Raw genomic sequence first — 12,098 nt, forward strand, 5'->3', positions numbered from 1 at the left:
GACTGCGCGCACGGGTCACTGGCGGCGCTGGCGGATCACCGTCACCGGCTCCCCGCCCTGGCCCCAGTTTTCGGGGTCCACTTCGTCAATGATGACCGTCACGGTCTCGGGCCGCTTGTCCAGCACCTGCTGCATCAGCTGGGTGACGCCGGCGATGAGCGCCGCCTTCTGCGCGGCCGTGGTGGGCAGGTCGCGCCGGGCGAGGCGGATGTTGACGAGGGGCATGGGCAAGTCCTTTTCGGGGGTGCGCGGAAACGAACGGCGCACAAGGCGCCACAGGAACCAAGGCAGCGGGGCCGCCTTGATGGAGAAGGCGGTAGACGGCGCGATGAAATGGGCCGCCCGCGCACGGCTGGCAAGCGCTGGAAGCTATCTATTTAGTAGCAACCAGCCCAACCCAGTGGCGGCCGTCAGAAGCTCTCCCAGTCGTCATCGCCGCCACGGGAAGCCGCCGCCGGCGGTGGCGCGGGCCGGGCCGCCGGGGCCGCGGGCGGCGCAAGCCGGGCCGGGGCCGGTGCTGGAGGCCGTGCAACGGCGGGTTTGGCCCCCGCCACGCGCGGGTGGTGGGTGGCGGCCACCTTGGCCGCGGCCGGCCGGGGCGCGGCAGCGGGCGTCGGGCGGGGTGCTGCTGGCGCGCGCACCGCGACCGCGCCCACGTTGAACACCGACACCACCTCGGCCAGCCTCTGCGCCTGGTCGCGCATCGAGGCCGCCGCCGCCGTGGACTCCTCCACCAGCGCCGCGTTCTGCTGTGTCATCTGGTCGAGGTGCGTCACCGCCTGGTTCACCTGGGCGATACCGTCGCGCTGCTCTGTCGAGGATGCCGTGATCTCTCCAATGAGGTCGCTCACCCGCTGCACGCTCGCCACGATTTCCTCCATGCTCTGGCCCGCCTGCGCCACCTGGGCCGACCCCGATTCCACGTTCTGCACCGAGGCGCTGATCAGGGTCTTGATTTCCTTGGCCGCCTCGGCGCTGCGCCCGGCCAGGCTGCGCACTTCGCTGGCCACCACCGCGAAGCCCCGGCCCTGCTCGCCCGCGCGGGCCGCCTCCACCGCAGCATTCAGCGCCAGGATGTTGGTCTGGAAGGCAATGCCGTCGATGACGCCGATGATGTCGTTGATCTTGCGCGAGCTGTCGGTGATCTGCTGCATGCTGGTGACCACCTGGCCCACCACTTCGCCACCGCGTGCCGCCGCCTGCGCGGCCGTTCCGGCCAGCTGGTTGGCCTGGCGCGCGGTGTCCGCCGACTGGCTCACCGTGGCCGTCAGCTCTTCCATGCTCGCCGCCGTCTCTTCCAGGTTGGAGGCCGTCTGCTCCGTGCGCGCCGACAGGTCGTGGTTGCCGTTGGCGATCTGGATCGACGCCGACGACACCGAATCCACCCCCGAGCGCACCTCGCTCACCACGCCGCGAAGGCGTGCCGACATGGCCGACAGCGAACGCAGCATGTGGCCGAACTCGTCCTTGCGGACGGATTGCAGCTCCTGGGTGAGGTCGCCCGCCGCGATGGCGTCGATGGTGTTCACCGCCTCATCCAGCGGAAGGGTGATGGAGCGCACCAGCTTCCAGGCCAGGAACAGCCCTACGGCCATCAGCACCAGCGAGGTGATGATTCCCCAGATCGCGTATTCCACGCGGCGCGCCGAGGCGTCGGCGCGGATGGCGTCGCGGCGCGTCTCGAGCGTGGCGACGAAGTCGTCCTGCGCCTTGAGGTATTTGGTGACCAGGGGGGCGAATTCGTTGTCGGCGAACCGCTGGGTCGCCACGGCGTCGCCGGCGCCCTTGAGCTCCCAGGTCTTGGCGGTGGCCGCCAGCACGGCCTTGCGGGCCTCCAGCACCTTGTCCAGCGCAGCCTTTTCCTCGGGGGCGGTGGCCGAGGCCACGATGCCTTCCTGCACCTTGTTGATGTTGCCGATGATCTCCTTGACCTTGGCGCCATACTGCTCGGCCAGCACGGCATCCGTGGTCACGGCGCCGCCCATGACCATGGTGACGGCCGTCTCGGTGGCGCCGCGCCAGCGCACGGCGGCGGAGATGCGCCCCTCGATGTCCACGACGGCGTCGATCGCCGAGGACATGGAGCTGTTGGCCCGGTTCTGGGCAAAGCCCGAGAGCAGCAGCATGCCGATCATCAGGCCCAGAAATGCGCCCCACAGCTTGCGGGAAACGCGGATATTGTCGAGTTGCATGGGTTGTTCTTCCTCGTGGATCTGTAGTGTTTTCATGCAAGGCGAGGTTCGCCAGGGAAACATCCGATTACATCAGCAAACAACCCATAGCCTACGCCAGCCCGGCGCGCCGCCACGCCAGCACCTCACCGGGAGAAACCCGCATTCCCCACCGGCGGCCACGCGGGCGCACGCCGGGCACGGACCGCGAGCGGCGCAAACGGGGCACAGAGGTGGAACGGGGGAGGCAAGAGTCAGGGCGCCAGCGCCTCCTGGCGCCTGTTCTTGCAAAAACGGCCTCCAGCGCTTGATGGTCAAGCGCCTTCAGCTATTATTTCGAGAGCAATCAGTTCGGTAGCGGCCAGGGCCTCCACCCCGGATCAGAAGCTTTCCCACTCATCGTCGTTGCCTCCCGAGGTGGCGCGTGGCGCCGGTGGGTGAGATGGTGCCGGGGCAGCCGCCTTGGGGGCGGCGGCCGGCGCGGGGGAAGACAGCCGCGCGGCCGCTGGCGCCTTGGCGCTGGCCGCGGGCTTGCCGCTGGCACTGGTACCCACGCGGGCCTTGGCGGCGGGGGCGGGCCTCGGCGCCATGGCGGGTGGCGCGGAACGGGCGGGCGCGGTGGGAGCCCGGCTGGCCACGGCCCCCACGTTGAACATGGCCACCACCTCGGCCAGCCTCTGCGCCTGGTCGCGCATCGAGGCTGCAGCGGCGGTGGACTCTTCCACCAGCGCCGCGTTCTGCTGTGTCATCTGGTCGAGGTGCGTCACCGCCTGGTTCACCTGGGCGATACCGTCGCGCTGCTCTGTCGAGGATGCCGTGATCTCTCCAATGAGGTCGCTCACCCGCTGCACGCTCGCCACGATTTCCTCCATGCTCTGGCCCGCCTGCGCCACCTGGGCCGACCCCGATTCCACGTTCTGCACCGAGGCGCTGATCAGGGTCTTGATTTCCTTGGCCGCCTCGGCGCTGCGCCCGGCCAGGCTGCGCACTTCGCTGGCCACCACCGCGAAGCCCCGGCCCTGCTCGCCCGCGCGGGCCGCCTCCACCGCAGCATTCAGCGCCAGGATGTTGGTCTGGAAGGCAATGCCGTCGATGACGCCGATGATGTCGTTGATCTTGCGCGAGCTGTCGGTGATCTGCTGCATGCTGGTGACCACCTGGCCCACCACTTCGCCACCGCGTGCCGCCGCCTGCGCGGCCGTTCCGGCCAGCTGGTTGGCCTGGCGCGCGGTGTCCGCCGACTGGCTCACCGTGGCCGTCAGCTCTTCCATGCTCGCCGCCGTCTCTTCCAGGTTGGAGGCCGTCTGCTCCGTGCGCGCCGACAGGTCGTGGTTGCCGTTGGCGATCTGGATCGACGCCGACGACACCGAGTCCACCCCCGAGCGCACCTCGCTCACCACGCCGCGAAGGCGGTCTGACATGGCCGACAGGGCCCGCGTGAGCATGCCCAGCTCGTCCTTGCGGTCGTCGTGGATGTTCTGCGTGAGGTCGCCCGCCGAGATGGCCTCGGCCAGGGCCACCGCGCGGTCCAGCGGCGCCGTGATGGAGCGCACCAGCATCGCGGCCAGCAGCATGCCCAGCAGCACCACGGCGACGGCTGCCACGGCACCGATCAGCACCAGGTTGCCGCGCGTGTCGTGCGCCGCACGGACGGCTTCGTCGCGCTGGCTTTGCTGCGCGGCCACGAACTTGTCGATGGCCTCCAGGTAGGCCACGGCCTTGGGGCGGTAGACGTTCGCCAGGTACGCCTGCTTGGCCGCCGCATCGCCCGCATCCGTCAGCTCCTTGAGCTTGTCGGTCTGGCCCCGGATATCCGCACGCGTCGCCGCCACCTTCGCGAGCGCCGCCTTGTCCTCGGGCGAGACGGAGGTCTTGTTGATCTTTTCCTGCACCGGCGTGATGCGCGCGGTGAGCGCGGCCACCCGGGTGTCGAAGTCGGCCTTGAGCGCCTGGTCGGTGGTGACGAAACTCGCCATCGACATCGTCACGGCCACCTCGGCCAGGCCGCGCCAGGTCACGGCGGTGGTGATGGCGGCTTCGTATTTTTCCACGGCCTCTTCGGTGGACGCCGTCACCTGCCGGCCGTACCACTGGGTCCAGATGGCCGAGACCAGCATGAGCGCCAGAAGGCCCAGGATGACGCTCCACATCTTGTGGGACACGCGCAGGTCGTTGAATTTCATGGTTGCTCCTTGGAACGCCTACGATGGTCTGAAAGGACTGCCCGGCACATGGCCCCGGCCGAGGTTGCCGGGCCGCCGGGCGCAATGCCCCTGACTGCAGTGTTGCTGGGTTCGGCAAGGCACGTTATCGGTACAAGCCCTAAAATGGCCTCGTGACAACCATACTCAACGCCGACCTGCACTGCCATTCCGTGGTATCCGACGGAACCATGACCCCCGAGGACCTGGCCGCGCGGGCCAGGGCAAACGGTGTCGAGCTGTGGGCGTTGACCGACCATGACGAAATCGGCGGCCAGCACCGCGCCCGCGCAGCCGCCCACGCACAGGGCATGGCCTATCTCACGGGTACCGAGATTTCCGTCACCTTCGCCGACACCACCGTCCACATCGTCGGCCTGGGGTTCGACCCCGACGACGCGCAGCTGGCCCAGGGCCTGGCCGCGACCCGGGGCGGGCGCGGCGAACGCGCCAAGGACATGGCCCAGCAGCTGGCCCAGGTGGGCATCCAGGGCGCGTATGAAGGCGCCCTGCAGTTCGTGGGCAACCCGGCACTGATCTCGCGCACGCATTTCGCTCGCTTCCTGGTGGAAACCGGGGTCTGCAAGGACACCTCCGAGGTGTTCCGCAAGTTCCTCACCGAAGGCAAGCCCGGCTACGTGCCGCACCGCTGGGCGTCGCTGGGCGACGCCGTGCGCTGGATCACGGACGCGGGCGGCATGGCGATCATTGCCCACCCGGCGCGCTACAAGTTCAGCGCCAATGAGGAATTCGCGCTGTTTTCCGAGTTCAAGACCCACGGCGGGCGCGGGGTGGAGGTCGTCACCGGCAGCCACAGCGCTGCCGAATACGTCACCTACGCCGGCATGGCGCAGGAATTCGGCCTGGCCGCGTCGCGCGGCAGCGACTTCCACAGCCCCGATGAATCGCACACCGACCTGGGCACCCTGCCGCTGTTGCCCGGCGCGCTGACACCCGTGTGGGAGCTGCTGTCCGACCGCATCCTCCATCCGGCCAACGCCTGAGGCGCACCCGTTCATGGCCCAGTATTTCGAAGTCCATCCCGACAACCCGCAGCCCCGCCTGCTCAAGCAGGCGGCGGCGCTGCTGCAAAAGGGCGGCATCGTGGCCGTGCCCACCGACTCCAGCTATGCCCTCGTCTGCCACCTGGACGACAAGGACGCCGTGGACCGCCTGCGCCGCATCCGCCAGGTGGACGACAGGCACCACCTCACGCTGCTGTGCCGCGACCTGTCGGAGCTGGCCAACTATGCGCGCGTGGACAACCGGCAGTACCGCCTGCTGAAGCTGGGCACGCCCGGCCCCTACACCTTCATCCTCGAAGCCACCAAGGAAGTGCCGCGCCGCGTGAGCCACCCCTCGCGCAAGACCATCGGCCTGCGCGTGCCCGACCGCAAGGGCCTGCAGCTGCTGCTGGAGCTGCACGGCGCTCCCTTGCTGGCCACCACGCTGATACCCGCTGGCGAGACGGAACCGCTGAACGACCCGCAGGAAATCCGCGAGCGCTATGAAAAGCTGGTGGATGCCGTGGTGGATGCGGGCGCCTGCCCGCTGGAGCCCACGACGGTGGTGGACCTGACCCCCATGGGCACCGGCGGCGAACCCGAAGTGATGCGCGAAGGCCGGGGCAGCTTGAAGGCTCTGGGGCTGTAAAAACTGCAGGCCCGGGGGCCCGCCCGGCGCCCGCGCAGAGCGGTCTTGAGGATCGGCAAAAGCGCCTTTCAGGCTACCGCGCCCAAAAACCGGCGCTGCCAAAACCAGCGCCACCGTGGAACTGGCTCCGCCAGGCCACCGGTGGCGTCCCCCGGAGGGGGAAGCGGCGCAGCCGCTCAGGGGCTACAGCTTGAACGCACCCACGGCCTGCTCCAGGTCCCGGGCCTGCGCGGTGAGCGAGGTCGCGGTGGACACGGCGCTCTGAACCAGCGCGGCCGTTTCCTGCGTGGAGCCATCCATGTGCGACACCGCCACATTCACGTGGCTGATGGCCTCGCTCTGCTCGCGCAGGGCGATGGAGATTTCCCCCAGCAGCGCGCTCACCTGGCCCACGGCGGTCACGATTTCGGCCATGGTCTTGCCAGCCTTGCCCACCTGGCCGGCGCCGCTCTCCACCTGCTCCACCGACGCGCTGATGAGCGCCTTGATCTCGCGCGCGGCGACCGCGCTGCGCTGGGCCAGGTTGCGCACCTCGCTGGCCACCACCGCGAAGCCCCGGCCCTGCTCGCCCGCGCGGGCGGCCTCCACGGCGGCGTTCAGCGCCAGGATGTTGGTCTGGAAGGCAATGCCTTCGATGACCTGGATGATGTCCACGATCTTGCGCGAGCTGCCGCTGATGGCCTGCATGGTCTGCACCACCTCGCCCACCACGGTGCCGCCGTGCTCGGCGATGGCCGAGGCCTTGACGGCCAGGCCGCTGGCGGAATGGGCGCGCTCGGCATTCTGGCGCACGGTGGCGGTCAGTTGCTCCATGCTGGCCGCCGTTTCGGTCAGGGAGGACACCTGGTCCTCCGCACGGCGGGACAGGTCGGTGTTCCCATGGTCGATGTTCACCGCGGAGGCGCTGATGGCATCCGCATCCTGCTTGATGCGCGACACCAGGTCGGTCAGCGTGTCTTCCATGGTGCCCAGCGCCCCCAGCAGCCGGCCGAAGTCCCCTTCCAGGTCCGAACTGAATTCCTGGCTCAGGTCGCCCGAGGCCACGGTTTCGGCGATCAGGATGGCCTGGTTGAGCGGGCTGACAATGCCGCTGCGCAGCGTGAGAAAAGCCACCAGCGAGAGCGCGAACACCGCCAGCCCGCCGCCCACGATCCAGCCGCGCGCGCCTTGCAGGTGCTCCTGCGCCTGCGTGGCCTTGGCCGTGCGCTCACCGTCCGCGGCGGCGTTGCTGGCCGTGGACACCGCGCCGCGGTAGGCGTCTTCGGCCCGGCCGATCCTGGACATCGCCATGCCCATGGTCAGCGCCACCAGCAGGGCGATGCCCCCGAACGCAAGAATGAGGCGGGTTCCGATTTTGAGGTGATCCAAGGGCACGGGAATGTCTCCGAAAGGGGTCTGCGTAGTATGAGTGTGGGCCAGAGCGCAAGAAAAGGGCTGGACGCGAGCCCAACAGATGCAATTCGTTACGCCATGCCACATGCTATCAACGATTTGTCCGCCACTCCCGATCTTGTCGTACCACTGGCCGTCACGCTGCCCGGCCGGCCCCTCCTCCCGCGCGGCCCGGGACCCATGCCACGCGTCTGAGACAATCGACAGGTGGACATCTCCAATCTCATCCAAACCGTTCTGATCTACGCCCTGCCGGTGCTGTTCGCCATCACCGTGCACGAGGCAGCCCATGGCTACGCCGCGCGCCACTTTGGCGACAACACCGCGTACATGATGGGCCGGATCACCCTCAACCCGCTCAAGCACATCGATCCGGTCGGCACCATCCTGATGCCGCTGCTGCTGTACTTCGCGACCTCGGGGGCCTTCCTGTTCGGCTATGCCAAGCCCGTGCCGGTCAACTTCGGCAACCTGCGCAACCCCAAGAAGCACATGGTGTGGGTGGCGCTGGCGGGGCCCGCCTCCAACTTCATCCAGGCCATCGTCTGGGCCGTGCTGCTGGTGTCCCTGGTGGGCTTTGGCGTGGACGAGCGCTTCTTCATCGAAATGGCCCGCGCCGGGGTGCTGGTCAACCTGGTGATGTGGGCGTTCAACCTGTTTCCGCTGCCTCCGCTCGACGGCGGGCGCATCCTGGTGGGCCTGCTGCCCTGGAAACAGGCCCACATGGTTTCGCGCATCGAGCCCTGGGGCTTCTTCATCGTGATGGGCCTCGTGATCGCGGGCGTGGTGGGCACGCTGTGGCTGCGCCCGCTGATGTCGCTGGGCTACGGCGCCATCAACCTGCTGCTCACGCCGCTCACCGCCTTGCTGCGTTGATCGCCTTTTCTCCCTCTTTTTGCTGACACCGTCTCCATGAGCACCACGCGCTTTCTCACCGGCATCACCACCACGGGCACGCCCCACCTGGGCAACTTCGTGGGTTCCATCCGCCCGTCCGTGGCCGCCAGCCTCACGCCCGGCGTGCAGAGCTTCTACTTCCTGGCCGACTACCACGCGCTCATCAAGTGCGAAGACCCGGCGCGCATCCAGCGCTCCACGCTGGAGATCGCGGCCAGCTGGCTGGCCGCAGGGCTGAACCCCGAGAAGGTCACGTTCTACCGCCAGTCCGACATCCCCGAAATTCCCGAGCTGACCTGGCTGCTGACCTGCGTGACGGGCAAGGGCGTGCTCAACCGCGCCCACGCCTACAAGGCCAGCGTGGACAAGAACACCGCCGCCGGGCGCGAACAGGACGACGGCGTGACGGCCGGGCTGTTCATGTACCCCGTGCTCATGGGCGCCGACATCCTGATGTTCAAGGCCCACAAGGTGCCCGTGGGCCGCGACCAGATCCAACACATCGAGATGGCGCGCGACATGGCCGCGAGCTTCAACCACCTGTATGGCGAGCATTTCGTGCTGCCCGAGGCGGCCATCGACGACCATGTGGCCACCCTGCCCGGGCTGGACGGCCGCAAGATGAGCAAGAGCTACGACAACACCATCCCGCTGTTCAGCTCGCGCGAGCAGCTCAAGAAGCTCATCGGCGGCATCCTGACCGATTCGCGCGCGCCCGGCGAGCCCAAGGAGGTCGAAGGCTCCGCGCTGTTCCAGATCTACCAGGCCTTCGCCACGCCCGCGGAGACCGAGGCCCTGCGCAAGGCCTACGCCGACGGCATCGCCTGGGGTGATGCCAAGAACACCCTGTTCGAGCGCGTGGACCAGGTGATCGCCCCCATGCGCGCGCAGTACGAGGAACTCATCCACAACCCCGCGCGCATCGAGCAGACCTTGCTGGCCGGTGCCGAACGCGCCCGCGCGCTGGCCACGCCGTTCATCCGCGAGCTGCGCGCCGCTGTGGGCCTGCGCAGTCTGGCCCAGGCCACGGCGGCGCCCAAGCCCGCCAAGGCCGCGAAGACAGCGCTGCCTTCGTTCAAGCAATACCGCGAAGCCGACGGCAAGTTCTACTTCAAGCTCGTGGATGCAGACGGCCGCCTGCTGCTGCAGAGCACCGGCTTCGATGCGCCCAAGGAAGCCGGCCAGGCCATTGCCCAGCTGCAAAAGGACAGCACGGCGCTGCAAACCCTGGCCCCGCGCCTGGCACCAGTGGACGGCGTGCAGGCCGCCGAGGTGGCTGCCGCCCTGCAGGCCCTGGCCGAGGCAGCCGCTGCGGCGTAAGCCGGGCACTCTGGCCGCGCCTGGGCATTGCACGGAAATGCTCTTTTTTTCATAGCAATCAAGGCTCATGGTGATTGCGCCCGGGGCCTGAATAGGTAAAAAATGGCGCCGTGCGCCGTGTCTTGACGGCTACGAGCATGCCTGGCGTGCGGGCATGTGCGTAAACTGGGTTCCCTGATCTGCTCGGGAGACTTCCATGAAACTGCTGTGTGCCTCGGTGTCAGTGCTGGCCTTGCTCGCCGGCTGCAATGCGACCAACCCCTATGGCCCCTCGGGCCCCATGGCCTCGGGCCGCGACCGCACTTTCAGTGTGCCGGTCTATGGCCCAGACACCTCCCAGGCCTACGCCGCGGCCAGCCGCGAATGCCAGCGCATGGCCCTGCACGCCAAACTGCTGCGCAACGACGGCTCGCGCCTGGTGTTCGAATGCGTGAGTGAGTTGCAGGACAAGCCTTGAGGCCACGCGCCCACGCCGTCCCATTGCCGCCGGCATTGCCCGCATTGCCGTCAGTTCGCCGTGGGGCGCTGATAGTGGTGGTGACTGCGCTGCTGGCCGGCTGCCAGCACCCACCGGCAGCGCAGGACGCGCGCCCCGCCACGGCCCCCTGGATCAACAGCCTGGGCATGGCCTTTGTCCGGGTGCCGGCGGGCAGCTTCTGGATGGGTGGCGTCCCGCCGCTCGAGACCCTGAAAAAAGCCTTCCCGCTGCTGGAGCGCCAGCGCTTGACCGACCTGGCAGACGAGTCCCCGGCCCACGAGGTGCACATCACCCGCGCCTTCTACCTGGGCCAGCACGAGGTCACGGTGGGGCAGTTCCGGCGCTTTGTCCAAGCATCCGGGTACCAGCCCGAGTCCGAGGCGGACGGCACCGGCGGCTATGGCTACAACCCTGCCTACGACCCGGCCACCACGCGGCGCGGCGATGCGTTTGAGGGCCGCGACCCGCGCTATTCGTGGCGCAACCCCGGCTTCGCGCAAGGCCCGGACCACCCGGTCGTCAACGTGACCTGGAACGACGCCCAGGCCCTGGCCCGGTGGCTGAGCCGCACCGAAGGCCACCGCTACCGCCTGCCGACCGAGGCCGAATGGGAGTACGCCTGCCGCGCGGGCACCCGCACCCGCTACCCCCACGGCGATGACCCGCAGGGGCTGCTGCGCACCGCCAATACCTTCGACCAGGAGGCCGCCCCCCTGTGGCCCCGCTGGCGGCAGCACGCGCTGGGGGGCAGCGACGGCCACGCCTTCACCGCGCCCGTGGGCAGCTATGCGCCCAATGCCTTCGGGCTGCACGACATGCTGGGCAATGCCTGGGAATGGGTGTCGGACTGGCACGGGGACACGTACTATGCACAGTCTCCGCACGACGACCCGCAGGGGCCCGACGAAGGCTCGGTGCGCGTGCGCAGGGGAGGCTCGTGGCACACATGGTCGTTCTACGCGCGCTGCGGCTACCGCAACTGGAACAGCCCGCAGACCCGCTACACCCTGGTCGGCATGCGGCTGGTGCGCGAGATTGCCCCAGAGTCCCGCCCCTTGGCCCCCGACCGCTGAACGGCGCCCGCCCCTCCCCGTCCCCGGCGCGCCACAAACCGTCAACAAATGTCAACTTGCTGACGGCACCGCGTGCCCGCCCCCTCGGAGGCGGTGGTTCTCGCAAATAATCCGCAATTGCATTCTCGACGGGGGAAACCATGCGCATAGCCGCGTTGGACGACGATGCGCTCCAGCTGGATCTGATCAAACAGGCCACGGAGGCAATGGGCCATGTCTGCCACACCCATCTCAATGGCGCGGACCTGCTGCGTGAAATGCGCCGCGAAACCTTTGACCTGCTGATCGTGGACTGGCACCTGCCAGACACCACCGGGCCGGAAGTGGTGCGCTGGGTGCGCAAGAACGTGGGCACCCAGTTGCCCATCCTGTTCGTGACGCACCGCCAGGAAGAGCGCGACATCGTCGAAGGCCTGGGCAGCGGCGCGGACGACTTCATGGTCAAGCCCGTGCGCATCGGCGAGCTCAATGCCCGCGTCTCGGCCTTGCTGCGCCGCGCCTATCCGGACAATGCGGGCGGCGTGGTGGAGTTCGGGCGCTACCGCTTCCTGTGCGAGACCCGCTCCATCGAAATCGACGGCGTGCCGGTGGAGCTGAAGAACCGCGAGTACGATCTCGCCCTGTTCCTGTTTCAGAACATGGGCCGGCTGCTGTCGCGCGACCACCTCAAGGACATCATCTGGGGCCAGGTCGCGGATGTGATGTCGCGCTCGCTGGACACCCACATCTCGCGCCTGCGCACCCTGCTGGACCTGCGGCCTTCCAACGGTTTCATCGTCTCGGCGGTCTACGGCGTGGGCTACCGTTTTGAAGCCGTGGAGGCCCAGCGAAGGGCCTGACCCGAACCACCTTCCACGGCCCCCAGAGGGCGCCGTGGCCTGCCCAGCCGCCCGAGGCGGCACAAAGGAGATCT

The 12,098-nt window shown here is 68.4% G+C and carries 11 protein-coding genes; 7 read left to right on the top strand and 4 right to left on the bottom strand.

Annotation, left to right across the window (positions count from 1 at the left end):
- Positions 1-15: 15 nt before the first annotated feature.
- The 3 genes from AC07OD_RS05730 to AC07OD_RS05740 form a co-directional block, all read right to left on the bottom strand.
- On the bottom strand, positions 16-225 hold the full coding sequence (locus AC07OD_RS05730) for a tautomerase family protein (protein ID WP_218295774.1): 210 nt from the start codon (positions 223-225) through the stop codon (positions 16-18).
- 185 nt (positions 226-410) lie between these two features.
- The gene (locus AC07OD_RS05735; protein WP_494595568.1) at positions 411-2,192 is read right to left on the bottom strand and encodes a methyl-accepting chemotaxis protein; all 1,782 of its coding nucleotides are present in this window, start codon (positions 2,190-2,192) and stop codon (positions 411-413) included.
- A 359-nt stretch (positions 2,193-2,551) separates the two neighbouring features.
- Positions 2,552-4,354 carry a methyl-accepting chemotaxis protein gene (locus AC07OD_RS05740; protein ID WP_494595570.1) on the bottom strand — a complete coding sequence of 601 codons (1,803 nt, stop codon included), beginning with the start codon at positions 4,352-4,354 and terminating at the stop codon, positions 2,552-2,554.
- 152 nt (positions 4,355-4,506) lie between these two features.
- Here AC07OD_RS05740 and AC07OD_RS05745 point away from each other — a divergent pair, with 152 nt between their 5' ends.
- Both AC07OD_RS05745 and AC07OD_RS05750 read left to right on the top strand, forming a co-directional pair.
- Positions 4,507-5,376, top strand: coding sequence for a 3',5'-nucleoside bisphosphate phosphatase (locus tag AC07OD_RS05745; RefSeq protein ID WP_218295777.1), 870 nt, complete (start codon positions 4,507-4,509; stop codon positions 5,374-5,376).
- 13 nt (positions 5,377-5,389) lie between these two features.
- The gene (locus tag AC07OD_RS05750; protein ID WP_218295778.1) at positions 5,390-6,025 is read left to right on the top strand and encodes an L-threonylcarbamoyladenylate synthase; all 636 of its coding nucleotides are present in this window, start codon (positions 5,390-5,392) and stop codon (positions 6,023-6,025) included.
- A 183-nt stretch (positions 6,026-6,208) separates the two neighbouring features.
- Here the strand turns inward: AC07OD_RS05750 and AC07OD_RS05755 are convergent, their stop codons facing one another.
- Positions 6,209-7,399 (bottom strand): methyl-accepting chemotaxis protein, encoded by a 1,191-nt coding sequence (locus tag AC07OD_RS05755; protein WP_369643118.1) that lies wholly within the window; start codon positions 7,397-7,399, stop codon positions 6,209-6,211.
- A gap of 225 nt (positions 7,400-7,624) precedes the next feature.
- Here AC07OD_RS05755 and AC07OD_RS05760 point away from each other — a divergent pair, with 225 nt between their 5' ends.
- The 5 genes from AC07OD_RS05760 (at position 7,625) to AC07OD_RS05780 (ending at position 12,024) form a co-directional block, all read left to right on the top strand.
- Positions 7,625-8,293, top strand: coding sequence for a site-2 protease family protein (locus AC07OD_RS05760; protein ID WP_218295780.1), 669 nt, complete (start codon positions 7,625-7,627; stop codon positions 8,291-8,293).
- Positions 8,294-8,329: 36 nt separating this feature from the next.
- Entirely contained in the window at positions 8,330-9,634 is a 1,305-nt protein-coding gene (locus AC07OD_RS05765; RefSeq protein ID WP_218339971.1) for a tryptophan--tRNA ligase, read from the top strand.
- Positions 9,635-9,830: 196 nt separating this feature from the next.
- Positions 9,831-10,091, top strand: coding sequence for a hypothetical protein (locus tag AC07OD_RS05770; protein ID WP_015013035.1), 261 nt, complete (start codon positions 9,831-9,833; stop codon positions 10,089-10,091).
- Between the two features lie 167 nt (positions 10,092-10,258).
- Positions 10,259-11,185 carry a formylglycine-generating enzyme family protein gene (locus AC07OD_RS05775; RefSeq protein WP_494595602.1) on the top strand — a complete coding sequence of 309 codons (927 nt, stop codon included), beginning with the start codon at positions 10,259-10,261 and terminating at the stop codon, positions 11,183-11,185.
- 140 nt (positions 11,186-11,325) lie between these two features.
- Entirely contained in the window at positions 11,326-12,024 is a 699-nt protein-coding gene (locus tag AC07OD_RS05780; RefSeq protein ID WP_218295783.1) for a response regulator transcription factor, read from the top strand.
- The last annotated feature ends 74 nt before the right edge of the window (positions 12,025-12,098 follow it).

Source organism: Acidovorax sp. GW821-FHT10E03 (assembly GCF_059415205.1).